The organism is Streptomyces sp. NPDC058279, assembly GCF_042881255.1.
Taxonomy (GTDB): Bacteria; Actinomycetota; Actinomycetes; order Streptomycetales; family Streptomycetaceae; genus Streptomyces.
Genome location: NZ_JBHVYA010000003.1, coordinates 220,010 through 245,897, shown reverse-complemented (window position 1 = coordinate 245,897; position 25,888 = coordinate 220,010). Strand labels below are relative to the sequence as shown.

The following is a 25,888-nucleotide window of genomic DNA, read 5'->3' as shown; positions in this document are numbered from 1 at the left end:
CCTGCCCTGCCCGGGCCCTGCCTCTGCCCGGGCCCGGCGCCGGTCGGTGCGTCCCGGCCGGTTCAGCCGTACGGGTAGAAGCCCGCACCCGTCTTGCGGCCGAGCCGGCCGGCGTCGACCATCCGCTGGAGCAGCGGGGGAGCGGCGTACAGCGGCTCCTTGAACTCGGCGTACATGCTGTCCGCGACCGACGCGACGGTGTCCAGGCCGATCAGGTCCGCCAGCTTCAGCGGGCCCATCGGGTGGGCGCAGCCCAGCTCCATGCCGTTGTCGATGTCCTCGCGGCTGGCGATGCCGGACTCGAACATCCGGATCGCCGACAGCAGGTACGGGATGAGCAGCGCGTTGACCACGAAACCGGACCGGTCCTGGGCGCGGATCGCGTGCTTGCCGAGCACGTCCCGCACCAGGGCCTCGGCCCGCTTCACGGTCTCGTCGCTCGTGGTCAGCGCGGGGATCAGCTCGACCAACTGCTGCACGGGGGCCGGGTTGAAGAAGTGGATGCCGATCACCTGGTCGGGCCGCGAGGTCGAGACGGCCAGCTTGACCAGCGGGATCGAGGAGGTGTTGGAGGCGAGGATCGCGTCCGGGCGGGTGATCACCTGGTCCAGGACCTGGAAGATCTCCGTCTTGACCTGCTCGTTCTCGACGACGGCCTCGATGACGAGGTCGCGGTCGGCGAATTCGCCGAGGTCGGTGGTGAAGGTGAGGCGGGCCAGGGTGGCGTCCCGCTCCTCCTCGCTGATCTTGCCGCGTTCGGCGGCCTTGGTCAGGGAGTTGTACAGCCGGGTACGTCCGATCTCCAGGGCCTCGCCCGTGGTCTCGGCGACCTTGACCTCAAGGCCACTGCGGGCGCACACCTCGGCGATACCCGCGCCCATCTGGCCACAGCCCACTACGCCGACTCGAGTGATGTCGGAAGGGAGGTCAGTCACTTCGTGCCTTTCGCTGCTCATCCGTCGGCGGGTCCCCCGTCCTCGGCAGTGGTAACTGCTGTCCGGCGCCCGCCACGCCCCACGACGTTACCCCCGACCTTCCACCGGGTGACGGCCCGGGGCGGGCATGCTGGGCGGACTCGAGCGATGTCACAGAACGGAACGGAGCCGTCACATGCCGCACATCGGACGACGCAGGCTACTGGCCGGGGCGGCGGGCCTACTGGCCGCCGGAGCCACGGCGGGCCCCGCGCGGGCCGCCCGGGCGACCGGGGTCGAGCGCCGCCCGGGTGATCCCGCCGCCCCCGCCGCACCGGCCGCCCCCGCCGAGTTCCGCGGCATGTGGATCGCCTCCGTGGAGAACGTCGACTGGCCCTCGAAGACCGGGCTGTCCGCCGACCGGCAGCGCGCCGAGCTGCTGGGCCTGCTGGACACCGCCGTGGAACGCAGGTTGAACGCCGTCGTCCTCCAGGTGCGGCCGGCGGCCGACGCGCTGTGGCCCTCGCCGCTGGAGCCCTGGTCGCAGTGGCTGACCGGGACGCAGGGCCGCGATCCCGGCTGGGACCCGCTGGGTACGGCGGTCGCCGCCGCCCACGAGCGGGGGCTGGAGCTGCACGCCTGGTTCAACCCGTACCGGGTCGCCAACCACACCGATCCCGACCGGCTCGCCGACACGCACCCGGCCCGTCGGAACCCGGAATGGGTGGTCGCGTACGGCGGGAAGCTGTACTACAACCCCGGGCTGCCCGAGGTGCGGCGATTCGTCCAGGACGCCATGGCCGACGCAGTGGCCCGCTATCCCGTGGACGGGGTGCACTGGGACGACTACTTCTACCCGTACCCCGTCGAGGGCGAGGACTTCGACGACGACGCGGCGTTCGAGGAGTATGGCGGCGCCTTCGAATCCCGCGCGGACTGGCGCCGCGACAACACGGACACCCTGGTCCGGGAGATGTCCGAGCGGCTGCGCCGGATCAGGCCGGCGGCCCGGTTCGGCATCAGCCCGTTCGCCGTCTGGCGCAACGACGACGTGGACCCGCGGGGTTCGCGCACCCGTGCGGGGGTGGGCACGTACGACGACCTGTACGCGGACACCCGCAAATGGGTCAAGGAGCGCTGGATCGACTACATCGTGCCGCAGGCGTACTGGCAGCTCGGACACCCGAGCGCCGACTACGCCGAGATCGTCCCCTGGTGGGCCCGCACGGTCGCGGGGACGGGAGTGAGCCTGTACGTGGGGGAGGCGCTGTACCGCTGCGACGCCGACAGTACGACCGAAGCCTGGCGGGACCCCGCGGAACTGTCCCGGCACGTGCGCTTCGCCAAGGACTACCCCGAGGTCCGCGGCCATGTCTACTTCTCGGCGAAGCAGGTGGTCGCGGACCCCAACGGGGCGATGGCTCGGGTGGTCGCCGATCACTATCCGACGCCGGTGCCACCGCGCTGACCCCGGCTGCGGCCGTGCGCAGGCGGAGGAAGAGGAGGATTCACTGGGGGGATTCGGTCGGGTGCTTCACCACGCAGTCGGGGCCCGGGGACATCACGGCCTCGTGCCCGTCCTGGAAGCGGACCCGGTAGGGAGGGGTGCCGTTCTCTCCCAGGACCTGCATGATCTCTCCGACCTTGTCGTGCTGGCCCACGATCCTGCCGTGCTGTACCAGCTGGTCGCCCTCGGTCGCGCGCATAGCTGACCTCCTCGGTGGCGGTCCGATCCGTGCTAGCAGTTTAGGCCGGTAGGCACCTATTTGACCCGTTGGGTAACGGCGATGCAGATCAGGACCGCGCCGGCGGCCACCGGCGCGGCCGGCGACAACCGCTCGCCCAGCAGCGCGACCGACCAGACGAGCGTCAGCAGCGGTTGGGCGAGCTGGAGCTGACTGGCCCGGACGGCGCCGATCTCGGCCATGCCCCGGTACCAGACGTACAGGCCGAGGAAGGACGATCCCGCCGCCACCCAGACGAGGCCGGCCACCCCGTGCCAGGTCAGGTGCACCGGTTCGTGGGCGAGCCCGAGCGCCGAGCCGACCAGCCCGATGGGCAGGCACAGCACCAGCGCCCAACCGATCACCTGCCAGCCGGGCAGCACCCGTGCCAGCCGGCCGCCCTCCGTGTAGCCGGCCGCGCACACCAGCAGCGCGCCGAACAGGTACAGGTCGCCGGCCGAGAGGGAACCGCCGCTCTGCCCGAGGGTGAAGCCGAGGACGACCAGCGCCCCGGCGACCGCCGCGGCCCAGAAGCGGCCCGATGGCCGGGCCCCGGTGCGCAGCGAGGACACCACCGCCGTGGTCAGCGGCAGCAGCCCCACCACCACGGCGGCGTGCGAGGTCGTCGAGGTCCGCAGCGCGAGGGTGGTCAGCAGGGGGAAGCCGACGACGACGCCGGCCGCGACGACCAGCAGACCCGCCCAGTGCTCCCGCGCGGGCAGCGGGACCCGGAGGGCGAGCAGGAAGCCGCCCGCCACCAGGGCCGCGAGGACCCCGCGCAGGGCGACGAGCGACCACGGGCCGAAGCTCTCCAGGCCCCAGGCGGTCCCGGGGAAGGTCAGCGAGAACATGGTGACGCCGAGCGCCGCCAGAGCCGTTCCGCCCCTCGCCGATCCACGGACCGTCGATCCGCCGACCGCCGGTTCGCGGACCGCTATCGGGGCGGTCAGAGTAGCGCTATTCTGTGCTGTCATGTACGAGCGTAGCAGTGTGGCGTCCCTGGCAGAATCCCTCCGGACCGAGCTGAACCGCTACTCGGTAGGTGGAAAGCTGCCGTCGAGTCGGGCCCTGATCGAGCGCTACCGGGTCAGCCCCGTCACCGTCTCCCGGGCCCTCGCCCAGCTTGCCGCGGAGGGGCTCGTCGTCACCCGGCCCGGTGCCGGGGTATACCGCGCGCAGCCCCGTACGTCGGTCCCCGCGCCCGGGGACACCTCCTGGCAGGAGGTCGCCCTGACCGCCGAGGGCGCCGGCGACATCGTGCCGCGTTCCGTCGACGCCTCCGGGGTCCTGGTGACGCTGGCGGCGCCGCCGCCCGGGGTGATCGAGCTGCACAGCGGCTACCTGCACCCCTCGCTGCAACCCGAGCGGGCCATGGCGGCGGCCCTGGCCCGGGCCGGGCGGCGGCCCGGCGCGTGGGGGCGGACACCGGTGGAGGGACTGCCCGAGCTGCGCGACTGGTTCGCCCGCGAGATCGGCGGCGCGACCCGCGCGCTCACCGCGGCCGACGTCCTGATCACCGCCGGTGGCCAGAGCGCGCTGACCACCGCGCTGCGGGCGCTGGCGCCGCCCGGGGCACCGATCCTCGTGGAGTCGCCGACCTACCCCGGCATGCTGGCCATCGCGCGCGCCTCGGGGTGCCGGCCGGTACCGGTCCCGGTCGATTCCGACGGGGTCCGGCCGGAGTTGCTGGCCGCCGCCTTCGAAGCGACGGGCGCGCGGGTCTTCGTATGCCAGCCCCTGTTCCAGAACCCGACCGGCGCGGTGCTGGCGGGGGCGCGGCGCGCCGAGGTGCTCCGGATCGCGCGGGCCGCCGGGGCGTTCGTCGTCGAGGACGACTACGCCCGGGCGCTGGCCCACGAGGACGCCGGAGCGCTGCCGCCGACGCTCGCCGCCGAGGACGAGGACGGGGTGGTGGTCCACGTGCGGTCCCTGACCAAGGTGACCTCGCCCAGCATGCGGGTGGGGGCACTGGCCGCCCGGGGGCCGGTGCTGGACCGGCTGCGTGCCATCCAGGTCGTGGACAGCTTCTTCGTGCCGCGCCCGCTCCAGGAGGCGGCCCTGGAACTGGTCGGCGCGCCGGCCTGGCCGCGCCACCTGCGGGCCGTGGCGGCCGAGTTGCGCCACCGGCGGGAGGTGCTCGCGGGCGCGCTGCGCCGGGAGCTGCCCGCCCTGGAGGTGCCGCACCTGCCGCGCGGGGGCTACCAGTTGTGGGTCCGGCCCGGGGAGGGCACCGATGAGGCCGCCTTCGTCGCGGCCGCCCTGCGGGCCGGGGTGGCGGTCGCCCCCGGTCGGTCGTACTTCTGCGCGGAACCGCCGGGCCCGTACGTCCGGCTCAGCTTCGCCGGGGTCGCGGCCGCCGCGGAACTGACGGAGGCGGCCCGGCGGCTGCGCGGCGGCGGCCTGGGCGAACCGGCCTGAGCGCCGGGCGCGCGCGGTAAAGCGATTGAGGACGCCGCCGCCGCGTCCTAGCCTCCGGGCATGACCGGCATCCTGATCACCACGCTCGCCCGGCGGCCCGAACTCGCCGACCGGCTCTGGGACATGCAGAACCCCTGGCCGGCGTTTGCCGCCCACGACCCGGTCTCCGCGCTGCTGTACCCGTGGATGGTGGCCGAGTTGCCGGAGTACGTGTTCATCGCCACGGACGGCGAGGAGATGGTCGCCCGGGCGTTCAGCGTGCCCTTCGCCCTGCACGCGGCCGATCGCGCCGGGGCGCTGCCCGCGCGCGGCTGGGACCAGGTCCTGATGTGGGCCTTCGCGGACCGCCGGGCCGGGACGGAGCCCGACACGGTCAGCGCCATCGAGATCACGGTCGCCCCCCACCGGCAGGGCGAGGGCCTGGCCGGGCGGATGCTCGCGGCGATGCGGGAGGACGCCCGCGCGCACGGTTTCGCGGAGGTGGTGGCGCCCGTACGGCCGAACGGCAAGCCGGCGGAGCCGGACACCCCGATGGGGGAGTACGCGTTCCGCGTCCGCGAGGACGGGCTCCCGTACGACCCTTGGCTACGGGTCCACGTGCGGGCGGGGGCGGTCATCGACTCGGTGGCCCCGCTGTCCATGACGATCAGCGCCTCGTTGGCGCGGTGGCGCGAGTGGACGGGCCTGCCGTTCGACGCGCCCGGTCCGGTACGGGTACCCGGAGCACTGGTCCCCGTCCACTGCGCACCGGACCACGACCACGCGGTCTACGTCGAACCGAACGTCTGGGTCCGGCACCCGCTGGTCTAGGGGGTGGCGGTTCAGGGTTCGGGGGCCTGCTCGGCGGTCACCTCGACGGGTTCGGGCGCCGGACGGGAGACCAGATCCTCGAAGGCGCCCATCCCGACCAGGAACAGCATCATCAACACAGGTACGCACAGGGCTGCGAAGAGCACGAGAGCCTCCCCATGGGAACCCGAAGGAACTCCGCCTGGCTCGGCCGGACCGGCCACACCGGCGGGGGCCAAGCCCAGTGTGCGTCCGAACGGGGTGCCCTGCATCTCGGCGGCGGCCCCGCGGTCACCCCGAGAGGTCCGAGCCGATCCGTGCGGCCGTCCCGGCCACCGCGGGGCGGCCCCGGCCGCCACGGCCGACGAGCGGTCCGACCACGAGGAGTTGGGCGGCGGCGAGGGCGAGGCACAGGGCCGCCGTGCCGGCCCACAGGGCGGTGACCCCGGCATGGGCGAGGAGCTGGGTGGCGGTGACCGGGGCGACGGTCGTGGCGATGCCCCAACTGGTGCCGTACACCGCGAGGTAGCGGTCGGTGCCGCCCGGCGGTGCCAGGTCCGCCACGACGCCGAACGCCCGGCCGAGGACGAGTACGTCGCCCAGGCTCCACACGACGGTGGCCGCCAGGAGCGCGGGCAGGGTGTGCGCCACCGCGTAGCCGGCCAGGCCCGTCGCCAGCAGGGCGTAGCCCAGGGCGAGCGCCGCGGAGGCGGGCAGTGCGGTGAGGCGGCGCAGGCGCAGCGCCGGCTGGGCCGCCACGACGGTCACGGCCGAGGCGGTGAACAACAGCCCCGCGTCGGCCGGCTCGAAACCGACGCGGGCGAGGCCGAGCGGCAGCGCGACGACGATCTGCATGGACACCAGGGCGAAGGCGGTGCCGGCCAGGAACATGGCCCACAGCGCCCCGTCCCGCCACGGCCGGACCGGCGCCGGGCGCCCGCCGGACCCGGCGGTCGCCGGGCGGGGACGGTCGGCGGGCAGCGAAAAGCGCAGGAGCAGGGCACAGGCCAGGCAGGTGAGCGTGTCGGCGACGAACAGCAGGCGCAGGTCCCACCGCCCCAGGGCCGCCGCGATCAGTCCGGCGCCGGCGCCGCCCGCCGCGAGCGCGGCGTTGAGGAGGCCGTACGCGCGCACCCGCTCGCCGGGGGCGACCGCGTCGGCGATCATCGCCTGGCTCGGCGGCTCGTACAGCTCGAAGGCGAGGCCGAGCAGGATCGCGAAGGCCGCCACCTCGGTGAGGGAGCCGGCGGCGGCGATGCCCAGCTGGGAGACGGCGCAGCCGGTGAGTCCGAGCACGATCGTGCGCCGGCGCCCGAGGCGGGCCGCCAGCCGGCCGCCGGCCAGCCGGGAGGGGATCGTCGCGAGTCCGAAGGCGGCGGAGAGCAGGCCGGCGGTGGTGGCGCTCGCGCCGAAGTCCGTACTGATCAGAACGGTCAGGAAGGGCAGGGAGAAGGCGCCGAGCCGGTTGATCGCCCGCGCCGCCACCAGCAGCCACACGGCCCGCGGCATGCCACCCCCGTCTCGTAACTGTCGAATCGGATAATGTCAGTCACCAGAACGCTAGCCACGGAAGGAGTGACTGGTCAAGTGATGTTCGACAGTCACATCGCGCTGCTACTGGATCAGGCCGTCTCGCTCGTGAACGCCTTGACCGACGGGGAGGCGCGCGGCCGCCCCTACGCCGCGCCGCACGGAGCGGAGCTGCCGGGGGTGATCGACGCCGCCGTGGGGCGCACCGCCGCTTCGCTGCCGCGCGACATCGACGCCGGGCAGGCCGCGCACCTGGTCGGGACGGCGCGGCGGATGCGGGAGGTGTTCCTCGCCGTGCAGGAGGGGGACCTGGACGCCGCCGCTCGTGTCGTGAACGCCCTGCTGCGCGACACCGCCGCCCGGCCCCGGCTGAACCGCGCCGAGGGCGAGCCCTGGCAGGTGCACTTCCACGGCTCCGACGACTCCTTCGCGGCGGGGTGCGGCGCCAGTTGCGCGACCGCGCTCGCCCTGGCGGTGGGCGGCGGCCTCGCGGGCCGGCTCGGCGTCTGCCGGGCCGACCGCTGCGACCGCGTGTACGTCGACACCTCCCGCAACGCGGCCCGCCAGTTCTGTTCCACCGCGTGCCAGAACCGCAGCAAGGCCGCGGCCTTCCGTGCCCGCCAGGGCTGACCGTCGGGCGGGCGGGCCGGGCCGCGGCTCCCGGGGACACCCCGCCCGGTGCGGCGTACGCTCGTCGCGGGAGCCCGTGGTCGACATCGCCTGATGGTCGCCGTCGTCGCGGTCGACGCGCCCCGCCCCCGGCCCCCGCCCGACGACCCGCCGCCGGTCGCCCCGCGGTCATGAGCCGTGAGCCGTGAGTGTGAGCCACATAAGGAGCTTTGAATAAAACTGCGACGGACCGTATAGTCATGCCATCGAGGAGGAGGTCCGATGGTGGTACGTGTAGCAGTGGCCGGAGCGAGCGGATACGCGGGCGGGGAAGTGCTGCGCCTGCTCCTCGCGCACCCCGAGGTGGAGATCGGCGCGCTGACCGCCAACACCAGCGCCGGACAGCTCCTCGGCGCGCTCCAGCCGCACCTCGTACCCCTCGCCGGCCGGACGCTGGAGGCGACCACGCCCGAGGTGCTCGCCGGGCACGACGTCGTGTTCCTCGCGCTGCCGCACGGCCGGTCCGCCGCGGTCGCCGCGCAGCTCGGCGAGGAGGTGCTCGTCGTCGACATGGGCGCCGACCACCGGCTCAAGGACTCCGCCGACTGGGACGCCTTCTACGGTGCGCCGCACGCCGGCACCTGGCCCTACGGCCTGCCCGAACTCCCCGGCGCCCGGGCCGCGCTGGAGGGGACCAAGCGCATCGCCGTCCCCGGCTGCTTCCCCACCGCCGTCTCGCTCGCCCTGTTCCCGGCGTACGCGGCCGGCCTCGCCGAACCCGAAGCCGTGATCGTCGCCGCCACCGGCACCTCCGGCGCGGGCAAGGCCCTCAAGCCGCACCTGCTGGGCTCCGAGGTCATGGGCTCCGTCAGCCCCTACGGGGTGGGCGGCGGCCACCGGCACACGCCCGAGATGGTGCAGAACCTGAGCCCGCTCGCCGGGGAGCGGGTCTCGGTCTCCTTCACCCCGACCCTGGTGCCGATGGCCCGCGGCATCCTCGCCACCTGCTCCGCGAAGGCCCTCCCCGGCACCACCGCCGACGCGGTCCGTGCCGCGTACGAGAAGGCGTACGCCGACGAGCCCTTCGTCCACCTCCTCCCGGAGGGGCAGTGGCCGGCCACCCAGTCGGTCCAGGGCTCCAACGCCGCGCAGATCCAGGTCGCCTACGACGCCACCGCCCGGCGGATCATCGCGATCAGCGCCATCGACAACCTCACGAAGGGCACCGCCGGCGGCGCGGTGCAGAGCATGAACATCGCCCTCGGGCTGCCCGAACAGCTCGGGCTCTCCGCGGTCGGAGTCGCTCCGTGAGCGTCACCCCCGCAGCCACCACGAACAAGGAGATGCAGTGAGCGTCACGGCAGCACAGGGATTCACGGCCGCGGGCATCGCCGCCGGGATCAAGGCGAACGGCAACCCGGACCTGGCCCTCGTGGTCAACAACGGGCCGCGTCTGGCCGCCGCGGGCGTCTTCACCTCCAACCGGGTCAAGGCCGCGCCGGTCCACTGGTCCGAGCAGGTGCTGCGCGGCGGCACCATCAGCGCGGTGGTCCTCAACTCCGGCGGCGCCAACGCCTGCACCGGCCCCAAGGGCTTCCAGGACACCCACGCCACCGCCGAGAAGGTCGCGGCCACGCTGAACGGGCACGGTGTCGGCGGCGAGCACAACGCCGGCGAGATCGCCGTCGCCTCCACCGGGCTGATCGGCGTCCTGCTCCCCATGGACAAGCTGCTTCCCGGCGTCGAGACGGCCGTGGAGGCCCTCTCCGCCGATGGCGGCGAGGCCGCGGCCATCGCCATCAAGACCACCGACACCGTCCACAAGACGGCCGTGGCCGCCCGGGAGGGGTGGACGGTCGGCGGCATGGCCAAGGGCGCGGGCATGCTCGCCCCGGGGCTGGCCACCATGCTCGTCGTGCTCACCACCGACGCCGACGTGGACGGTGCCGACCTGGACAAGGCGCTGCGCGCCGCCACCCGCACCACCTTCGACCGGGTCGACTCCGACGGTTGCATGTCCACCAACGACACGGTGCTGCTGCTCGCCTCCGGGGCGTCGGGCCGGTCGCCGGCGTACGAGGAGTTCGCGGAGGCCGTCCGGACGGTGTGCGCCGACCTCGCCCGGCAGTTGATCGGGGACGCCGAGGGTGCGAGCAAGGACATCCGCATCGAGGTCGTCGGCGCGGCGAACGAGGACGACGCCGTCGAGGTCGGCCGGTCCATCGCCCGCAACAACCTCCTCAAGTGCGCGATCCACGGCGAGGACCCCAACTGGGGCCGGGTGCTCTCCGCCATCGGCACCACCAGGGCGTCCTTCGACCCGGACCGGCTGAACGTGGCCATCAACGGCGTGTGGGTCTGCAAGAACGGCAGCGTCGGCGAGGATCGCGACCTGGTCTCGATGAAGGACCGGGAGGTCCGCATCACCGCCGACCTCGCCACCGGTTCCGAGTCCGCGGTGATCTGGGCCAACGACCTCACCGCCGAGTACGTCCACGAGAACAGCGCGTACAGCTCATGAGCGGCGACAAGGCGGGACAGCCCGGACAGCCCGGCAGCGGAACCGCGCGCAAGCACACCGCGCTGCCCAAGGCGCAGATCCTCATCGAGGCACTGCCCTGGCTCACCCGACACAACGGCAAGGTCGTCGTCATCAAGTTCGGCGGCAACGCCATGATCGACGAGGACCTCAAGGCGGCCTTCGCGCAGGACGTCGTCTTCCTGCGCCAGGCCGGCCTCAAGCCCGTCGTGGTGCACGGCGGCGGCCCGCAGATCAACGCCCAGCTCGACAAGCAGGGCCTGGTCAGCGAGTTCAAGGCGGGCCTGCGCGTCACCACCCCCGAAGCCATGGACGTCGTGCGCATGGTCCTGGCGGGCCAGGTCCAGCGCGAGCTGGTGGGCCTGCTCAACCAGCACGGCCCGCTCGCCGTGGGCATGACGGGCGAGGACGCCCACACCATCACCGCGGTCAAGCACAGCCCGAGGATCGACGGGGAACGCGTCGACATCGGGCGGGTCGGTGAGATCACCGCCATCGACACCGGCGCGATCGAGGCCCTGCTGGCGGACGGCCGGATCCCGGTCATCTCGTCCATCGCGCGCAGCGCCGACGACCACCACGTCTACAACGTCAACGCGGATACGGCAGCCGCGGCGCTCGCCGCGGCGCTCGGCGCGGAGACGCTGATGGTCCTCACCGATGTCGAAGGTCTGTACGCGGACTGGCCCAACAGTGACGAGGTCATCAGCCGTTTGACCGTGAGTCAGCTGGAGAAGCTGCTGCCCGAGCTGTCCAGCGGGATGGTGCCCAAGATGGAGGGCTGCCTGCACGCCGTCCGCGGCGGCGTCGGCACCGCGCGCGTGATCGACGGGCGGGTCCCGCACTCGATCCTGCTGGAGATCTTCACGGACGAGGGCATCGGCACCATGGTCGTGCCCGACGCACAGGGAGGGGAACCCGAATGACCGGCACGACCGGTACGCCCGGCACCAGCGCGAACCAGGACTACGCGGCCCGCTGGCGGGGGGCGCTGACCGACAACTACGGCACCCCGGCGCTGGCCCTCGTACGCGGCCGGGGCGCGCAGGTCTGGGACGCCGACGGAAAGCAGTACACCGACTTCGTCGGCGGGATCGCCGTCAACGCCCTCGGACACGCCCACCCGGCGATCGTCGCGGCGGTGACCGGCCAGATCTCCACCCTCGGCCACGTCTCCAACCTGTACGCCTCCGAACCGGTGCTCGCGCTCGGTGAACGGCTGCTCCAGCTCTTCGGGCGCCCCGGCCGCGTTTTCTTCTGCAACTCCGGTGCCGAGGCCGTCGAGGCCGCCTTCAAGATCGGCCGGCTGACCGGGCGCACCCACATGGTCGCCACCGACGGGGGTTTCCACGGCCGGACCATGGGCGCGCTCGCGCTCACCGGCCAGCCCAAGAAGCAGGACCCCTTCCTGCCCCTGCCCGGTGACGTCACCCACGTCCCCTACGGCGACGTGGAGGCCCTGCGGGCCGCCGTCACCGAGGAGACGGCGCTGGTGGTCATCGAACCGATCCAGGGCGAGAACGGTGTGGTGGTTCCCCCGGCCGGTTACCTGACGGCCGCCCGCGAGATCACCCGGGCCACCGGGACCCTGCTCGTCCTCGACGAGGTGCAGACCGGCATCGGGCGCTGCGGCCAGTGGTTCGAGCACCAGGCACACGAAGGCGTGGAGCCCGACCTCGTCACACTCGCGAAGGGTCTGGGCGGCGGGCTGCCGATCGGCGCCGTGGCCGCCTTCGGCCCGGCCGCCGACCTGCTCCAGCCCGGACAGCACGGCACCACTTTCGGCGGGAACCCGGTCGCCTGCGCCGCCGGACTCGCCGTGATCGACACCATCGCCGCCGACGGACTGCTGGACCGGGTCAAGGCGCGCGGCGAGCGACTGCGCTCCGGAATCGAGGGCTCCGGGCACGGGCTCGTCGCCCATGTCCGTGGCGCGGGCCTTTTGCTGGGTATCGTGCTGACCGGGCCGCTCGCACCGCTGGTGCAGCAGGCGGCTCAGGACGCCGGCTTCCTGGTCAACGCGCCCGCCCCCGACGTCGTACGGCTCATGCCGCCGTTCGTACTGACCGAGGCCGAGGCGGACGCGTTCGTCCGGGCACTGCCCGGCGTCCTCGACGCGGCCCAGGCCGCGGCCGACGGGGCCAATGGGGACGGACGAACCGGGGAATGAGACGACGATGAGTCAGGCGCAGGAACACGAGCAGATCGGGCCGTCCGTCCCGCAGACCCGCACCGCCCGCCACCGCCGGATCGTGGACATCCTCAACCGGCAGCCGGTCCGCTCGCAGAGCCAACTGGCCAAGCTGCTCGCCGACGACGGGCTGAGCGTCACCCAGGCGACGCTCTCCCGCGACCTCGACGAGCTGGGCGCGGTCAAGATCCGCAACACGGGCGGCGAGCTGATCTACGCGGTGCCCAGCGAGGGCGGCTTCCGCACCCCGCAGGCCCCCCTCGGCGAGTCGGCGAAGGAGGAGCGCATGCGGCGCCTCTCCGGTGAACTGCTGATCTCGGCGGAGGCGTCCGCGAACCTCGTGGTCCTGCGCACCCCGCCGGGTGCCGCCCAGTTCCTCGCCTCGGCGATCGACCAGGCCGAACTCCAGTCGATCCTGGGCACGATCGCCGGGGACGACACCCTGATGCTGATCAGCCGCGACCCGGCGGGCGGCCAGGCCCTCGCCGACCACCTGCTCCGACTGGCGCAGAAGGAAAGCTGACCTCGCCGCGGCGCGCTAGTAGCGCGTCACGGCCAGGGGCCCGGACTCCGTACCGATCACGATGTGCGGGTGCCTGCGCGGGTTCGCCCAGCGCAGGACCGCCCGCACGGCCCGCTCCGGGACGGACACGCAACCGGCCGTCGCACCCTTGCCGTTGACGTGCAGGAAGATACCGGCGCCCCGGCCGCGCACCGGCCGGTCGTAATTGAAGCCGATGACCAGGGCGTGCGCGTACTGCTTCCCGTACGCGGCGAGGTGCTCCGCCTCGCCGGGTGCGCAGTCGGCGGGCAGCGGCTCCACCCAGCGGTTGTAGCTGCCCGAGGCGTTGTCCTGACACCACCACGAGCGGTCCGACGCCCGGCGGTAGGGGTACTCCGTGCCCGCGGGGGCGTGCGCGAGACCGAAGGCGTACGGCAGGTCGTACAGCCCGGCCGGGGTGGTGTTCGTCCCCTGGACCCGGCTCACCCCCTCGGTCAGCCCGTTCGCCCCGAACCGCGCGGGCGCCCGGCCCTCCTCGAACCACCGGCCTGCGCGCCGGTCCCACCAGCTCAGCCACCCGGTGTCGGACCCCGCCGACGGCGCGACGGCGACGAGGAGCTGACTTCCGCCGCCGGTGTCGGCGAGGCGGGCGGGCAACGGCGTCGAGCCGTGGGGCAGCAGGCAGGCGACCACCAGCGACCCGGCGAGAAGAGCGGTACGCAGCACACCCCAAACGCTACGTCCGCCCCCACCCCCACCCCCGCCCGACAGGCCGACCCCTCACCCACCGAGCCCCAGCCGCTTGCGCCGGCCTCCTCGCGCCGGGGCGCCCTCACACCCGGACGATTGACGAAACATACGGAGTAGTGCATAGTTATGCCTATTGCTTGCACCGTGAGGAGAAACCCGTGACCGAGCGCGTCGTACTCGCCTATTCGGGCGGCCTTGACACCTCCGTCGCCATCGGCTGGATCGCCGAGGAGACGGGCGCCGAGGTCATCGCCGTCGCGGTCGACGTCGGTCAGGGGGGCGAGGACCTGGACGTCATCCGCAAGCGGGCGCTCGCCTGCGGCGCGGTCGAGGCCGAGGTCGCGGACGCCAAGGACGAGTTCGCCGAGGAGTACTGTCTGCCGGCGATCAAGGCGAACGCCCTCTACATGGACCGCTACCCGCTGGTCTCGGCGCTCTCCCGGCCCACGATCGTCAAGCACCTCGTCGCCGCGGCCCGCAAGCACGGCGCGACGACCGTCGCCCACGGCTGCACCGGCAAGGGCAACGACCAGGTCCGCTTCGAGGCCGGCATCGCCGCGCTCGGGCCCGACCTCAAGTGCATCGCCCCGGTCCGCGACTACGCGATGACGCGCGACAAGGCCATCGCCTTCTGCGAGCAGAAGAACCTCCCGATCGCGACCACCAAGAAGTCCCCGTACTCCATCGATCAGAACGTCTTCGGGCGCGCCGTCGAGACGGGCTTCCTGGAGGACATCTGGAACGCCCCGATCGAGGACATCTACGAGTACACCGCGAACCCGGCGACCCCGCGCGAGGCCGACGAGGTCGTCATCTCCTTCAAGGAGGGCGTCCCCGTCGCCATCGACGGCCGGCCCGTCACGGTACTCCAGGCCATCCGGCAGCTGAACGAGCGCGCCGGCGCCCAGGGCGTCGGCCGGATCGACATGGTCGAGGACCGGCTCGTCGGCATCAAGTCCCGCGAGGTGTACGAGGCTCCCGGCGCGATCGCCCTGATCACCGCCCACCAGGAGCTGGAGAACGTCACCGTCGAGCGCGAGCTGGCCCGCTACAAGCGGCAGGTCGAGCAGCGCTGGGGCGAGCTGGTCTACGACGGCCTGTGGTTCTCCCCGCTCAAGCGGGCCCTGGACGGCTTCGTCAACGAGGCCAACCAGCACGTCACCGGTGACATCCGGATGACCCTGCACGGCGGCCGGGCCGTCGTCACCGGCCGTAAGTCTGACGTGTCGCTGTACGACTTCAATCTGGCCACCTACGACTCGGGCGACACCTTCGACCAGTCGAAGGCCCAGGGCTTCATCGAGATCTTCGGCCTGTCCTCGAAGATCGCCGCGCGCCGCGACCTCGCCTGAGCCGACTCGTTTCCCGCAGTACGAAGGCCGGCTCCCTGTTCCTCCGCGACAGGGAGCCGGCCGTACATCCACCCTCTTGAGGAGCAGTAGCTGTGAGCAGCAACAACGGTGACGTCCGGCTCTGGGGCGGCCGGTTCGCCGACGGCCCGGCCGAGGCCCTGGCCAAGCTGTCCGCGTCCGTCCACTTCGACTGGCGCCTCGCGCCGTACGACATCGCCGGCTCCCGCGCCCACGCGCGCGTGCTCGCCCAAGCGGGCCTGCTCACGGCCGACGAGCTGGACCGCATGATCGCCGGCCTGGACCGGCTCGAAGCCGACGTGGCGGACGGTTCCTTCACCGGCACCATCGCCGACGAGGACGTGCACACCGCCCTGGAACGCGGCCTGCTGGAGCGGCTCGGCGCCGACCTCGGCGGCAAGCTGCGCGCCGGCCGGTCCCGCAACGACCAGGTGGCCACCCTCTTCCGGATGTACCTGCGCGACCACGCCCGGATCGTCGGCGGCCTGCTCGCCGACCTCCAGGACGCGCTCGTCGGGCTCGCCGAGGCGCACGCCGACGTGGCCATGCCGGGCCGCACCCACCTCCAGCACGCGCAGCCGGTGCTGTTCGCCCACCACATGCTGGCCCACGTGCAGTCCCTGTCCCGGGACGCGGAGCGGCTGCGCCAGTGGGACACCCGCACCGCGGTCTCCCCGTACGGCTCCGGCGCCCTCGCCGGCTCCTCGCTGGGCCTGGACCCGGAGGCGGTCGCCGCGGACCTCGGCTTCGAGCGCGGGTCGGTCGGCAACTCCATCGACGGCACGGCCTCCCGTGACTTCGTCGCCGAGTTCGCCTTCATCACCGCGATGATCGGGATCAACCTGTCCCGGATCGCCGAGGAGATCATCATCTGGAACACGAAGGAGTTCTCCTTCGTGACGCTGCACGACGCCTTCTCCACCGGGTCGTCGATCATGCCGCAGAAGAAGAACCCGGACATCGCGGAGCTGGCGCGCGGCAAGTCCGGCCGCCTCATCGGCAACCTGACCGGCCTGCTCGCCACCCTCAAGGCCCTCCCGCTCGCGTACAACCGCGACCTTCAGGAGGACAAGGAGCCGGTCTTCGACTCCTGCGACACCCTTGAGGTCCTGCTGCCCGCCTTCACCGGCATGATGGCGACGCTCACGGTCAACCGCGAGCGGATGGAGGAGCTGGCCCCGGCCGGCTTCTCGCTCGCGACGGACATCGCGGAGTGGCTGGTCAAGCAGGGTGTGCCGTTCCGCGTCGCGCACGAGGTGGCCGGCGAGTGCGTCAAGGAGTGCGAGGCGCTCGGCATCGAGCTGGACGAGCTCACGGACGCGCAGTTCGCGAAGATCTCGGAGCACCTGACGCCTGAGGTCCGTACGGTCCTCAACGTCAAGGGCGCCCTCGCCTCGCGCAACGGCCGCGGCGGCACCGCGCCCTCGGCGGTGGCGACCCAGCTGACCGAACTCAAGGCCGACCTGGTCATCCAGCACGCCTGGGCCGCCCACAAGCAGTAACCGCGTCACCCCCCGTGAGGGCGGCCGGAGCACCCGCTCCGGCCGCCCTCACGTCGTCCACGCCGCCCAGGCCGCGAGCGCGTCGAAGTCCGCCCGGACCAGCCCGACCTGCTCGTCGATCCGCATCAGCAGCGCCCGCGCGGGGTGGCGCTGGTCGACGTACTCCCGGTCCATGGCCGTGACGTCGTCGTCGACCCACGCGAAGGGCCGGTGCCCCGCGTACTCCAGGACGTACTGGGTCTTCCAGAAGGTGCCGCGCGGCGCCCGCCCGTGCATCCGCGGCCAGTCGACGAACGGCAGCCGGGGCAGCCCCAGGCGCGGCCCTATCCAGTCGTTGGCCTCGTCCTTCCACGTCGTCGCCCAGACCAGTTCGTACGCGCCCGCCGGCGCGAGCAGCTCCGCGCCGTGCCCGGGGTTCAGCCACACCCGCAGCGGTTTGCGGCTCTCGGCCTCCGTCCAACCGGTCGGGCGCATCCGGTGGGTGGTGTAGCCATCGGGGCGGCGTTGGGGCTTGGCCGCGTAGGGATTCAGCGGCCCGTCGACATCGATCAACAACAACGGCTTCAGCGGTTTCATCTGGGCAGGATTCCTTCCGGCTGCCGCCACGGCAGCCCATTTAGCGCGGGGAATGAGACATTCACGTCTCATTTGGGGTAGGCTTGTCTCATGGCAATGGATCGTGACCAGGTGCTCCGCGACGCGGCGGCCCTGCTCTCCCGGAAATCGACCGCGACGATGGACGAGGTCGCCCGCGCCGCCGGTATCGGCCGGGCGACCCTCCACCGGCACTTCGCCGGACGCGACGCCCTCGTACGGGCCCTTGAGGAAATGGGCATCCGCGAGTTCGAGGTGGCGTTCGACAACGCCCGCCTCGGCGAGGGCACGGCCGTCGAGGCGCTGCGGCGCCTCGTCGCCGAGACGGAGCCCAACGCCCAACTGCTGGCCTTCCTCGTCACCGAGAACCAGCTCTTCGAGGGCGACCGGATCCACGAGGGATGGGCCCGGCTCGACGCCCGCGTCAGCGCCCTGTTCCGACGCGGTCAGGACGAGGGCACGATCCGGATCGACCTGAGCCCCGCCTGGCTCACCGAGGCCCTCTACGGCCTCATCGGCACCTGCGCCTGGGCCGTCATGGACGGCCGGGTCGCGGCCAAGGACTTCCAGTACATGATCATCGAGCTGCTGCTCGGTGGCGCACGACGGAGTGTGGAGAAATGACCCGTACCGAACAGCTCACACGGCAGAAGGGGGCGGAGGAAAGGAGCAGCGGGCGCTGGCTCGCGCTCTCCGTACTCGTCCTGGCCGTCCTGCTGGTCGCGGTCGACGCCACGGTCCTCGGTCTCGCCACCCCCTCCCTCAGCGAGGACCTCAAGCCGTCCGGCACCCAGCTGCTGTGGATCGGCGACATCTACTCCTTCGTCATCGCCGGCCTGCTCGTCTCCATGGGCTCGCTCGGCGACCGGATCGGCCGCAAGAAGCTGCTCCTCATAGGCGCCACCGCCTTCGGCGCCGTCTCCGTGCTGAACGCCTGCGCGACCAGCCCCGAGATGATGATCGTCGCCCGGGCGCTGCTCGGCGTGGCCGGCGCGACCCTCATGCCGTCCACCCTCGCGCTGATCCGCAACATCTTCCACGACCCGCGCGAGCGCAGCCTCGCCATCGGCATCTGGGGCGCCACCGCCTCCGCCGGCGCGGCGGTCGGCCCCGTCGTCGGCGGGGCGCTGCTCCAGCACTTCTACTGGGGCTCGGTCTTCCTCATCAACCTGCCCGTGATGGCCGTCCTGGTCATCGTCGGCGTCAAGCTGCTGCCGGAGTCGAAGAACCCCGTCGCCGGACCCTGGGACCTGCTCAGCGTCGGCCTCTCGCTCGTCGGCGTCATCGGCGTGGTCTACGCCGTCAAGGAAGCCGCCACCCACGGCGTCACCTGGCAGGTCGCGGTCGCCGCCCTGCTCGGCGCCGGCGCCCTGTACGCCTTCGTCCGCCGCCAGTTCACGCTGGGCGCGCCCCTGCTCGACATGCGGCTGTTCAAGCACCGCGGCTTCTCCGGCGCGGTCCTCGCCGACCTGCTCACCGTCTTCGGGTTGTCCGGACTCGTCTTCTTCCTCTCCCAGTTCCTCCAGCTCGTCCAAGGGCGCGACCCGCTGGAGGCGGGCCTGGCCGAACTGCCCGCCGCGATCGGCGCGGTGGCCACCGGACTGCTCGCCGGCCGCTACGCCCGCAGGTACTCGGTCCGAGTGATCGTCAGCGGTGGCCTCGCCGCCATCGGCCTGGCCCTGGGCGCGCTCACCCTGCTCCACAAGGAGAGCGGCTACCCGCTGCTCGGCGCGGCCCTGCTCGGCGTCGGCCTCGGCGCCGGCTTCTCGTTCACCGTCACCGCCGACGTGATCCTCTCCAGCGTGCCCAAGGAGCAGGCCGGTTCGGCCTCGGCCGTGTCCGAGACCGCGTACGAACTGGGCGCCGCCCTCGGCATCGCCCTGCTCGGCTCCATCGTCACCGGTGTCTACCAGGGCTTCACCGCCCCGGCCTCGGTCCCCGCGCCGGTCGCCGACGCGGCGCACGAATCGCTGGGCGGCGCCGTCGAGGCGGGCCGGATGCTGGACCCGCAGACCGCGCAGACGATGGTCGGAGCGGCCCAGGACGCCTTCGTGGACGGCCTGCGCCTCGCCTCGGGCGTCGGCGCGGCCGTCCTCCTGGCCACCGCCGTGGCCGCCTGGTTCCTGCTGCGCGGCCAGGAACTCCAGGGCGGCGTCGAGCACTGAGCCACCCCAAGGGGCGCTGTTCCGGCCAAAGTTGACACCCCGTCGACGCGCCGGACACCATCCCGCGATGGAGATCAACGATCTGACGCCCGCCGAGCGCCGCGTGTGGGACGCCTTCCCGCGCGGCGAGGCCGTCGACTTCCGCGAACAGCCCGAGGACAGTTCCGTCGACGGGGCCGGGTGGGGACCGGACCGCACCGTCCGCGCCGAGGTGCTCCGGGCCCTCCTGCTCGGCGCCGGGGCGGTCGAGGAGGGCCAGGTCGCCGGACTCAAGGTCAAGGGCGCCCGGATCACCGGCCCGCTCGACCTCAGGTACGCCGTCGTCGACCATCCGATCCGGCTGCGGGACTGCTTCTTCGAGCGCAAGCCGCTCCTGTACGGGGCCCAGTTGAAGGCGCTCGTCCTCGGCTACTCGACGCTGCCCGGCCTGACCGCCGCCACTGTGCGGGTCGAGGTGGTCCTGCGGCTCTCCTGCTGCCGGATCACCGGGCCGGTCCGCCTCCAGGGCGCGCGGATCGCCGGTGGTCTCTTCCTCCAGGGAGCCGTGATCGAACCGGCCCCCGGCGAGGAGGGGGGCGAGGCCGCGCTCCAGCTCAACCACGCCGAGATCGGCACCGACATCATCGCCAACGATCTCACCGTCCACGGCCAACTGCGCTTGAACGGGGCCATCGTGGGCGGACAGGTCCAGCTCGACGACGCCCGCCTCCTCGCCCCCGGCGCGATAGCCCTGCACGCCGAGACGCTGACCGTCGGCACCGACCTGCGTGCCGCCCGGCTACACACCCGCGGCATGGTCAACCTCACCGGATCGCGCATCCCGGGGCAGGCCATGTTCACCCGCGGCGACCTCGCCAACCCCGGCGGCACCGCCCTGCGGGCCTCCAGCTGCTCCATCGGCGAGCTGTGGCTGCGCCGGTGCCCGCCGATCCGGGGCGCTGTGAACCTGCGCCGGTCAACCCTCGACATGCTCCACATCGAGCCGCAGACCTGGCCCGAGCGGATCGCCGTAGACGGCCTGACCTACCGCACCCTGGCCCCCCACCTGCCCGCCGAAGACCGGCTGCCCGCGCTGGAGCGGGAGGAGGCCGGTTACCTCCCGTACGCCTACGAGCAGCTCGCCGCGGCCTACCGGACGGCCGGCGACGAGGAGGCGGCCCGGACCGTCCACCTCGCCAAGCTGCGCCGGCACCGCGGCACCCTGCCCCGGGCCGCCCGGCTCTGGGGGCTGCTCCAGGACGGCACGGTCGGCTACGGCTTCCGGCCGCTGCGCGCGGCGGGCTGGTTGCTGGCCCTGCTGGTGACGGGCTCGCTCGCGTACGCCCTGCACCACCCCCGGCCGCTCAAGCCGGGGGAGGCGCCGGACTTCAACGCCGTGTTCTACACGATCGACCTGATGCTGCCGATCATCGGCTTCGGCCAAGAGGAGGCGTTCGCGCCGAGCGGCTGGTACCAGTGGCTGTCGTACCTGCTGATCGTGACCGGCTGGGTCCTCGCCACGACGACCGCGGCGGGCGTCAGCCGGTCACTGCGACGGCAGTAGTGAGCACGACGTCAGCAGCCGCGGGACGGCGGGAGCGGTCGCCGGACCGGCGCTACGCGGCTTCCTTCACCTTCGTGGCGTACATGTCCACGTACTCCTGGCCCGACAGGCGCATGACCTCGGCCATCACCGAGTCGGTGACGGCGCGCAGCACGTAGCGGTCGCGGTCCATCCCCTCGTAGCGGGAGAACTCCATCGGCTCGCCGAAGCGGATGGTCACCCGGCCCGGGCGGGGCATGCCCTTGCCGCCGGGCTGGAGCTTGTCCGTGCCGATCACGGCGAAGGGCACCACGGGCGCGCCGGTCATCAGGGTGAGGCGGGCGATGCCGGTGCGGCCGCGGTAGAGCCGACCGTCGGGGGAGCGGGTGCCCTCGGGGTAGATGCCGAAGATCCTGCCCTCTTCGAGGATGCGGCGGCCCGTCATCAGGGCCGCGACTCCGCCGTTCGCGCCGTCGCGGTCGACGGGGATCATCCCCGAGCCGGTGAAGAACCACGCCATGAGGCGGCCCTTGAGGCCCTTGCCCGTGACGTACTCGTCCTTGCCGATGAAGTGGACCGTACGGTCACAGACGAGCGGCAGGATCATCGAGTCGATGAAGGTGAGGTGATTGCCCGCGAGAATCACCGGACCGGTGCCCGGGATGTTCTCGATGCCCTCCACCCGGGTGCGGAACATGAGCCGCATGACCGGTCCTACGGTGGCCTTGATGAGCGCGGTACGGAACAACGTGAGCCCTCCGGCATCGAAAAGCGGCTTCGCACGACACGGTGGTAGTGCAGGTGAGGACGATACTCGCGGGTCATCGCTGATCGCACATCGGGTTCACGTGTCGGATACGCGTTGTTGACGCGTGTTCGCGCCATGTTCCGCCCGGCACCCCCTGTGGGCCACCGTCCGGCGCCTACCATCGGCGGGCCGGTCCGGCCGTCTGACCTGGCGATCCCGGGACGGGCGGCCCTCAGACACAGGGAGTGACGCGCATGACGCAGGGCGGGGCAGCACGGCGTACGGTCCTGGGGGCCGCGGTGCTCGCGGCGGGGGCCGGTATCACCGGAACGGCGGCGGGCACGGCCGCGGCGACGGGTTCGGCCGCGGTGGGTTCGGGGGCGGCAGGTTCGGTCGCCGCGGGTTCTGGGGCGGCGGGTTCGGGCGGCGGCCACGAGGGCGGCTACCGGGACCTGCCCGTGCCGCTGATCATCGGTCACCGAGGCTCCAGCGGGTACCGGCCCGAGCACACCCTGGGCTCGTACCGACTGGCCCTCGACCTCGGTGCCGACGTCATCGAGCAGGACCTGGTCCCCACCAAGGACGGCCATCTGGTCTGCCGTCACGAGAACGAGATCGGGGGCACCACCGACGTCGCCGACCACCCCGCGTTCGCCTCCCGGCGGACCACCAAGTCCGTCGACGGCGTGTCCGTCACCGGTTGGTTCACCGAGGACTTCACCCTCGCCGAGCTGAAGACCCTGCGCGCGAAGGAACGTATCCCCGCCGTCCGCCAGCGCAACACGCTCTACGACGGCCGCTGGGACGTGCCGACCTTCGAGGAGGTGCTGCGCTGGGCCGACCAGGAGGGCCGCAGGCGCGGCAAGCGGATCTGGCTGCACGTCGAGACCAAGCACCCCAGCTACTTCCGGGCGCTGGGCCTCGGCCTGGAGGAGCCCCTCGCGAAGCTGCTGCGCCGCTACGGCCGCGACGGGAAGAACGCGCCGCTGTTCCTCCAGTCCTTCGAGCCGTCCAGCATCCAGCGCCTCTCGCGGCTGGTCTCCGCGCCCCGCGTGGTGCTGCTCGGCGCGGCGAACACCCGCCCCTGGGACTTCGAACTGGCCAAGGACCCCCGCACCGTCGCCGACCTCGTCACGCCCGAGGGCCTCGCGTGGATCGCGGGCTTCGCCCAGGGCATCGGCCCCACCCTCGACCTGATCGTGCCGCGCGACGCCGACGGCAAGCTGGGCACCCCGACCACCCTGGTGCCCGACGCGCACGCGCGGCGGCTGGTCCTGCACCCCTACACCGCGCGCAACGAGAACACCTTCCTGCCGGCCGAATACCGCAAGGGCGCCGATCCGGCCGCCTACGGGGACGCCTTCGGCGCCTTCCGCCGCTACTTCGAACTGGGCGTCGACGGCATCTTCACCGACAACCCGGACACCGGGCTGCTCGCCGCCGAGACCTTCCGGCCGGGCCGGGCGCCGCGCCCGTAGGCCCCGGCCCGCAGACCCGCCGGCAGCGGCGGGCGCGGCGCGGTGCACGGCGAACGGCCGGTGTCAACGGCCGAGCGGATTTTCTCGTACGAGTGTGCTGTGCCCGGTGGGGAAACCGTCGGCACCGGCCCTCGCGTCCCGCCCGGCATGGACTCGATGAAGGACACCGACCTCCTGGACGAACTGGGCCCGCTGCTCTCCGCCGAGGCCGCCGCGGAGGCGCCGGCCGCCGGGGTGGACGCCGCCGACCTGGAGCAGGCCGTCTGGGTCAGGCTGCTGGAACGCGGCCCGGCCGCCCCCGGTCCGACCGGCGGCGGGGCCGAAGCCTCCGCCGAGCGCGCCCGCTGGCTGCGCCGGGCGGTGCGCGCGGAAGCCCGCCGCGCCCGCCGCCGGGCCCTGCGCGAGGTGCCCTACGGCGGCGCCCGGCCCGGCTGCGCCGGCGCGGACCCGGAGGACGCGGTGCTGCACGGGGAGCAGCGGCGGGTCCTTCGATCGGCCGTCGCCCGGTTGCCCGGACGGTGTCCGGAACTGATAGGGGCACTTCTTTCGCCCAGAGACCTCACCTACCGTGAAATCGCAGGAGAGTTGGGTATCTCACAAGGAAGTTTGGGGCCCGTGCGTTCCCGTTGCCTGGGATGTCTGCGCAGAATGCTGGCTGCAGAGGTTGCGGCTCCTCACCTGCGGGGAAAGGAGCGGTAGACCAACGGGCTACCAGGTGAGCTGGAGGCATGCGCACATGGGTATGAGCGTGACCATTTCGGCGGCGGCCGCCGAGGACGTCGAGCAGATCTTCAAGCTCCAGTACCTGGCGTTCCAGCGCGAGGCCGAGCTGTACGGCAACTACCGCATCCAGCCGCTCACCCAGACCCTCGACTCCCTCAAGGCGGAGCTCGCGACCGACACCGTGCTCGTGGCCCGGCTCGGCGACGAGGTCGTCGGCACCGTCCGCGGCAACGTCGACGCGGACGGCACCGGCAAGATCGCCAAGCTGTGCGTCCACCCCCGGCTCCAGGGCCACGGGCTCGGTGCCCGGCTGCTGCGCGCGGTGGAGGTGGCCCTCGCGGGCGCCGGCGGCACCAGCCGGTTCCGGCTGCACACCGGCCACAAGAGCGAGTCGAACCTGCGGCTCTACCGGAAGGCGGGCTATGTGCGGGTCGGCGACCGGACCGCCTCCGACGGGGTCCACCTCGTCATCCTGGAGAAGGAGACCAAGGACGCGGCCGACTTCGCGGTCAGCGCCTGAGCCGGTCCGCCTGATCCGGTCCGCCTGAGCGGGCCCGTCCGCTTGAGCCGGTCGGTCTGAGGCCGCGTCAGCGCTTCGCGCGCAGCCAGAGCATCCCGGTGATCGGCAGGATCACCGGGATGAACAGGTAGCCCATCCCGAACTGCGACCACACCGTGGAGTCGGGGAACGCCTCGGGCCGCACCAGCGTCCAGGTCCCCACGACGAGCACACCGGTCAGCTCGGCGGCGCAGCACAGCCGCGCCGCCTTGCGGGCCGTCTCCCCGCCCCGCACCAGCGAGTACGTGATGAAGACGTACACGAGGGCGGCCAGCGCCGACAGCGAGTACGGCAGCGGGGCCCGGTCGAACTCGGTGGAGATCTGGTAGGCCGAGCGCGACACCGCGCCCACCGTGATCACCCCGTACAGCCACACCAGCAGCAGCCCCGGGCCGGAGACCAGCCGCTCGCGTCCCACGGGCGCCCCGGCGGTGTCGGCCGCGGCGGATTCGGTGTCGGGCAGATCAGGCACCGGCGGTTCCCCAGATGTCGTAGAGGCGTACTTCGAGGACGGCGAGGACGACCGCGCCCGCCGCCACCGTCACCGATCCCCACTTCGTGCGTTCGCTGAGCGAGAGCAGCCCGGCCGCCGGGACCGCCGCGAAGGCGCCGAGCAGGTAGGCCACGAACAGCACCGTGCCCTGCTCCGGCCGCTCGCCCGAGCCCAGCTTGACCACGCCGACCACCAGCTGGGCCAGGACCAGCACGGTCACGACGGCCATGCCGATGAAGTGCCAGTCCTTGGTCGGCTGGTTCCGCAGCGCGGCGAAACCGCACCAGGCGGCGAGGGCGAGTGCGGCCGCGCCGAGGGCGACCGTCAGGGCGTCGAGCATGCTGCGAGGGTATTACGGGGCGGAAGATCCGCTGCGCGCACCCCTGGAGGGCCCCCTGCCGGCCGGGCGTCGGGCCGCGCCCCCACCCCGCCGCCCGCCCCGCCACCTGTCCGGCCATCCGTCCGGCATACGAACCGATTGCGTCCGCTATCCGGACAGCGTTGAACGCTGAGCCGAGAGGTCTGCTTTACTGAGCCCATGACCACGACGAGCAGCCGCACCCTTGCGACCGAGGCGACGATGACGCCCGGTGCTCGTTGTATGTGTCGAATGTGCGCCTTCTGAGGGCCCCTTCCCCGCAGTCTCGCGCCCCGAAGCGAGACCGGCCGAGCCCCGTGGCCACCACCGTGTGACACCCGGAAACGCTCCCGCCCCGCGCATGCGTCCGCCTCACCCCTTTGTGACGGTGTGTCCCGTATCGCGTGCCA

At 72.6% G+C, this 25,888-nt stretch carries 27 protein-coding genes; 17 read left to right on the top strand and 10 right to left on the bottom strand.

Annotated elements, in window-relative coordinates; translation table 11 throughout:
• Positions 1–62: 62 nt before the first annotated feature.
• A complete protein-coding gene (locus tag ACFVXJ_RS08645; RefSeq protein WP_361314308.1) occupies positions 63–956 on the bottom strand; it encodes a 3-hydroxybutyryl-CoA dehydrogenase in 894 nt (297 codons plus the stop codon).
• Between the two features lie 154 nt (positions 957–1,110).
• Between ACFVXJ_RS08645 and ACFVXJ_RS08640 the strand changes: the two genes are divergently transcribed.
• Positions 1,111–2,382 carry a glycoside hydrolase family 10 protein gene (locus ACFVXJ_RS08640; protein ID WP_389660626.1) on the top strand — a complete coding sequence of 424 codons (1,272 nt, stop codon included), beginning with the start codon at positions 1,111–1,113 and terminating at the stop codon, positions 2,380–2,382.
• Positions 2,383–2,422: 40 nt separating this feature from the next.
• On the opposite strand, the gene ACFVXJ_RS08635 is transcribed toward ACFVXJ_RS08640, so the two are convergent.
• Positions 2,423–2,620, bottom strand: coding sequence for a DUF1918 domain-containing protein (locus ACFVXJ_RS08635; protein ID WP_389660624.1), 198 nt, complete (start codon positions 2,618–2,620; stop codon positions 2,423–2,425).
• A 56-nt stretch (positions 2,621–2,676) separates the two neighbouring features.
• Positions 2,677–3,612 carry a DMT family transporter gene (locus ACFVXJ_RS08630; protein WP_389660622.1) on the bottom strand — a complete coding sequence of 312 codons (936 nt, stop codon included), beginning with the start codon at positions 3,610–3,612 and terminating at the stop codon, positions 2,677–2,679.
• On the opposite strand from ACFVXJ_RS08630, the gene ACFVXJ_RS08625 reads away from it, so the two are divergent.
• Both ACFVXJ_RS08625 and ACFVXJ_RS08620 read left to right on the top strand, forming a co-directional pair.
• The gene (locus ACFVXJ_RS08625; protein ID WP_389660620.1) at positions 3,611–5,056 is read left to right on the top strand and encodes a PLP-dependent aminotransferase family protein; all 1,446 of its coding nucleotides are present in this window, start codon (positions 3,611–3,613) and stop codon (positions 5,054–5,056) included. The genes ACFVXJ_RS08630 and ACFVXJ_RS08625 overlap by 2 nt on opposite strands.
• A gap of 60 nt (positions 5,057–5,116) precedes the next feature.
• Positions 5,117–5,866 carry an N-acetyltransferase gene (locus ACFVXJ_RS08620; protein ID WP_389660618.1) on the top strand — a complete coding sequence of 250 codons (750 nt, stop codon included), beginning with the start codon at positions 5,117–5,119 and terminating at the stop codon, positions 5,864–5,866.
• Positions 5,867–5,877: 11 nt separating this feature from the next.
• On the opposite strand, the gene ACFVXJ_RS08615 is transcribed toward ACFVXJ_RS08620, so the two are convergent.
• Together ACFVXJ_RS08615 and ACFVXJ_RS08610 are read right to left on the bottom strand one after the other, a co-directional pair.
• Positions 5,878–6,012: a hypothetical protein gene (locus ACFVXJ_RS08615; RefSeq protein WP_389660616.1), complete on the bottom strand. Its 135-nt coding sequence runs from the start codon at positions 6,010–6,012 to the stop codon at positions 5,878–5,880.
• A 124-nt stretch (positions 6,013–6,136) separates the two neighbouring features.
• Complete coding sequence (locus tag ACFVXJ_RS08610; protein WP_389660614.1) at positions 6,137–7,354, bottom strand: MFS transporter; 1,218 nt, start codon at positions 7,352–7,354, stop codon at positions 6,137–6,139.
• Between the two features lie 81 nt (positions 7,355–7,435).
• Between ACFVXJ_RS08610 and ACFVXJ_RS08605 the strand changes: the two genes are divergently transcribed.
• The 6 genes from ACFVXJ_RS08605 to ACFVXJ_RS08580 all read left to right on the top strand — a co-directional run bounded on the left by ACFVXJ_RS08605 (position 7,436) and on the right by ACFVXJ_RS08580 (position 13,237).
• A complete protein-coding gene (locus ACFVXJ_RS08605) occupies positions 7,436–8,005 on the top strand; it encodes a CGNR zinc finger domain-containing protein (RefSeq protein WP_389661002.1) in 570 nt (189 codons plus the stop codon).
• Positions 8,006–8,266: 261 nt separating this feature from the next.
• Positions 8,267–9,295, top strand: a complete 1,029-nt coding sequence (gene argC, locus ACFVXJ_RS08600) for an N-acetyl-gamma-glutamyl-phosphate reductase (protein ID WP_389660612.1) — start codon at positions 8,267–8,269, stop codon at positions 9,293–9,295.
• 37 nt (positions 9,296–9,332) lie between these two features.
• The gene (gene argJ / locus ACFVXJ_RS08595; RefSeq protein WP_389660610.1) at positions 9,333–10,505 is read left to right on the top strand and encodes a bifunctional glutamate N-acetyltransferase/amino-acid acetyltransferase ArgJ; all 1,173 of its coding nucleotides are present in this window, start codon (positions 9,333–9,335) and stop codon (positions 10,503–10,505) included.
• Positions 10,502–11,449, top strand: a complete 948-nt coding sequence (gene argB / locus ACFVXJ_RS08590; protein ID WP_389660608.1) for an acetylglutamate kinase — start codon at positions 10,502–10,504, stop codon at positions 11,447–11,449. The genes argJ and argB overlap by 4 nt, the downstream gene beginning before the upstream one ends.
• Positions 11,446–12,693 carry an acetylornithine transaminase gene (locus ACFVXJ_RS08585; RefSeq protein WP_389660606.1) on the top strand — a complete coding sequence of 416 codons (1,248 nt, stop codon included), beginning with the start codon at positions 11,446–11,448 and terminating at the stop codon, positions 12,691–12,693. Before argB ends, ACFVXJ_RS08585 begins: the two co-directional genes overlap by 4 nt.
• A 7-nt stretch (positions 12,694–12,700) precedes the next feature.
• Positions 12,701–13,237, top strand: coding sequence for an arginine repressor (locus ACFVXJ_RS08580; RefSeq protein ID WP_361318490.1), 537 nt, complete (start codon positions 12,701–12,703; stop codon positions 13,235–13,237).
• A gap of 15 nt (positions 13,238–13,252) precedes the next feature.
• On the opposite strand, the gene ACFVXJ_RS08575 is transcribed toward ACFVXJ_RS08580, so the two are convergent.
• A complete protein-coding gene (locus ACFVXJ_RS08575) occupies positions 13,253–13,942 on the bottom strand; it encodes a L,D-transpeptidase (RefSeq protein WP_389660604.1) in 690 nt (229 codons plus the stop codon).
• A 182-nt stretch (positions 13,943–14,124) separates the two neighbouring features.
• Between ACFVXJ_RS08575 and ACFVXJ_RS08570 the strand changes: the two genes are divergently transcribed.
• Both ACFVXJ_RS08570 and argH read left to right on the top strand, forming a co-directional pair.
• A complete protein-coding gene (locus ACFVXJ_RS08570; protein ID WP_389660602.1) occupies positions 14,125–15,318 on the top strand; it encodes an argininosuccinate synthase in 1,194 nt (397 codons plus the stop codon).
• Between the two features lie 92 nt (positions 15,319–15,410).
• Positions 15,411–16,838: an argininosuccinate lyase gene (gene argH, locus ACFVXJ_RS08565; protein ID WP_389660600.1), complete on the top strand. Its 1,428-nt coding sequence runs from the start codon at positions 15,411–15,413 to the stop codon at positions 16,836–16,838.
• A gap of 48 nt (positions 16,839–16,886) precedes the next feature.
• On the opposite strand, the gene ACFVXJ_RS08560 is transcribed toward argH, so the two are convergent.
• On the bottom strand, positions 16,887–17,405 hold the full coding sequence (locus ACFVXJ_RS08560) for an HAD domain-containing protein (RefSeq protein ID WP_389661000.1): 519 nt from the start codon (positions 17,403–17,405) through the stop codon (positions 16,887–16,889).
• A 99-nt stretch (positions 17,406–17,504) separates the two neighbouring features.
• Here ACFVXJ_RS08560 and ACFVXJ_RS08555 point away from each other — a divergent pair, with 99 nt between their 5' ends.
• The 3 genes from ACFVXJ_RS08555 (at position 17,505) to ACFVXJ_RS08545 (ending at position 21,140) form a co-directional block, all read left to right on the top strand.
• Entirely contained in the window at positions 17,505–18,056 is a 552-nt protein-coding gene (locus ACFVXJ_RS08555) for a TetR/AcrR family transcriptional regulator (protein ID WP_389660598.1), read from the top strand.
• A complete protein-coding gene (locus tag ACFVXJ_RS08550) occupies positions 18,053–19,597 on the top strand; it encodes an MFS transporter (protein WP_389660596.1) in 1,545 nt (514 codons plus the stop codon). Before ACFVXJ_RS08555 ends, ACFVXJ_RS08550 begins: the two co-directional genes overlap by 4 nt.
• A gap of 67 nt (positions 19,598–19,664) precedes the next feature.
• Entirely contained in the window at positions 19,665–21,140 is a 1,476-nt protein-coding gene (locus tag ACFVXJ_RS08545) for a membrane-associated oxidoreductase (protein WP_389660594.1), read from the top strand.
• A gap of 52 nt (positions 21,141–21,192) precedes the next feature.
• Here the strand turns inward: ACFVXJ_RS08545 and ACFVXJ_RS08540 are convergent, their stop codons facing one another.
• Positions 21,193–21,825: a lysophospholipid acyltransferase family protein gene (locus ACFVXJ_RS08540; RefSeq protein ID WP_389660592.1), complete on the bottom strand. Its 633-nt coding sequence runs from the start codon at positions 21,823–21,825 to the stop codon at positions 21,193–21,195.
• A gap of 296 nt (positions 21,826–22,121) precedes the next feature.
• On the opposite strand from ACFVXJ_RS08540, the gene ACFVXJ_RS08535 reads away from it, so the two are divergent.
• The 3 genes from ACFVXJ_RS08535 (at position 22,122) to ACFVXJ_RS08525 (ending at position 24,588) form a co-directional block, all read left to right on the top strand.
• On the top strand, positions 22,122–23,345 hold the full coding sequence (locus tag ACFVXJ_RS08535) for a glycerophosphodiester phosphodiesterase (protein ID WP_389660590.1): 1,224 nt from the start codon (positions 22,122–22,124) through the stop codon (positions 23,343–23,345).
• Positions 23,346–23,492: 147 nt separating this feature from the next.
• The gene (locus ACFVXJ_RS08530; RefSeq protein ID WP_389660998.1) at positions 23,493–24,044 is read left to right on the top strand and encodes a sigma-70 family RNA polymerase sigma factor; all 552 of its coding nucleotides are present in this window, start codon (positions 23,493–23,495) and stop codon (positions 24,042–24,044) included.
• A gap of 37 nt (positions 24,045–24,081) precedes the next feature.
• Positions 24,082–24,588, top strand: a complete 507-nt coding sequence (locus tag ACFVXJ_RS08525; RefSeq protein WP_389660588.1) for a GNAT family N-acetyltransferase — start codon at positions 24,082–24,084, stop codon at positions 24,586–24,588.
• Between the two features lie 67 nt (positions 24,589–24,655).
• Here ACFVXJ_RS08525 and ACFVXJ_RS08520 read toward each other — a convergent pair whose 3' ends face one another.
• Entirely contained in the window at positions 24,656–25,090 is a 435-nt protein-coding gene (locus ACFVXJ_RS08520) for a hypothetical protein (RefSeq protein ID WP_389660996.1), read from the bottom strand.
• Between the two features lies 1 nt (position 25,091).
• Positions 25,092–25,460 (bottom strand): hypothetical protein, encoded by a 369-nt coding sequence (locus ACFVXJ_RS08515; RefSeq protein ID WP_389660586.1) that lies wholly within the window; start codon positions 25,458–25,460, stop codon positions 25,092–25,094.
• Positions 25,461–25,888: the final 428 nt, after the last annotated feature.

Coding starts and splice junctions, on each gene's coding strand:
- argB (WP_389660608.1), top strand. CDS start 10,502: ATGAGCGGCGACAAGGCGGGACAGCCCGGACAGCCCGGCAGCGGAACC.
- ACFVXJ_RS08605 (WP_389661002.1), top strand. CDS start 7,436: ATGTTCGACAGTCACATCGCGCTGCTACTGGATCAGGCCGTCTCGCTC.
- ACFVXJ_RS08625 (WP_389660620.1), top strand. CDS start 3,611: ATGTACGAGCGTAGCAGTGTGGCGTCCCTGGCAGAATCCCTCCGGACC.
- ACFVXJ_RS08580 (WP_361318490.1), top strand. CDS start 12,701: ATGAGTCAGGCGCAGGAACACGAGCAGATCGGGCCGTCCGTCCCGCAG.
- ACFVXJ_RS08620 (WP_389660618.1), top strand. CDS start 5,117: ATGACCGGCATCCTGATCACCACGCTCGCCCGGCGGCCCGAACTCGCC.
- ACFVXJ_RS08610 (WP_389660614.1), bottom strand. CDS start 7,354: ATGCCGCGGGCCGTGTGGCTGCTGGTGGCGGCGCGGGCGATCAACCGG.
- argC (WP_389660612.1), top strand. CDS start 8,267: ATGGTGGTACGTGTAGCAGTGGCCGGAGCGAGCGGATACGCGGGCGGG.
- ACFVXJ_RS08635 (WP_389660624.1), bottom strand. CDS start 2,620: ATGCGCGCGACCGAGGGCGACCAGCTGGTACAGCACGGCAGGATCGTG.
- ACFVXJ_RS08525 (WP_389660588.1), top strand. CDS start 24,082: ATGGGTATGAGCGTGACCATTTCGGCGGCGGCCGCCGAGGACGTCGAG.
- ACFVXJ_RS08630 (WP_389660622.1), bottom strand. CDS start 3,612: ATGACAGCACAGAATAGCGCTACTCTGACCGCCCCGATAGCGGTCCGC.
- ACFVXJ_RS08585 (WP_389660606.1), top strand. CDS start 11,446: ATGACCGGCACGACCGGTACGCCCGGCACCAGCGCGAACCAGGACTAC.
- ACFVXJ_RS08535 (WP_389660590.1), top strand. CDS start 22,122: ATGACGCAGGGCGGGGCAGCACGGCGTACGGTCCTGGGGGCCGCGGTG.
- ACFVXJ_RS08545 (WP_389660594.1), top strand. CDS start 19,665: ATGGAGATCAACGATCTGACGCCCGCCGAGCGCCGCGTGTGGGACGCC.
- ACFVXJ_RS08515 (WP_389660586.1), bottom strand. CDS start 25,460: ATGCTCGACGCCCTGACGGTCGCCCTCGGCGCGGCCGCACTCGCCCTC.
- ACFVXJ_RS08530 (WP_389660998.1), top strand. CDS start 23,493: ATGGACTCGATGAAGGACACCGACCTCCTGGACGAACTGGGCCCGCTG.
- ACFVXJ_RS08645 (WP_361314308.1), bottom strand. CDS start 956: ATGAGCAGCGAAAGGCACGAAGTGACTGACCTCCCTTCCGACATCACT.
- ACFVXJ_RS08640 (WP_389660626.1), top strand. CDS start 1,111: ATGCCGCACATCGGACGACGCAGGCTACTGGCCGGGGCGGCGGGCCTA.
- ACFVXJ_RS08555 (WP_389660598.1), top strand. CDS start 17,505: ATGGCAATGGATCGTGACCAGGTGCTCCGCGACGCGGCGGCCCTGCTC.
- ACFVXJ_RS08540 (WP_389660592.1), bottom strand. CDS start 21,825: ATGCGGCTCATGTTCCGCACCCGGGTGGAGGGCATCGAGAACATCCCG.
- ACFVXJ_RS08550 (WP_389660596.1), top strand. CDS start 18,053: ATGACCCGTACCGAACAGCTCACACGGCAGAAGGGGGCGGAGGAAAGG.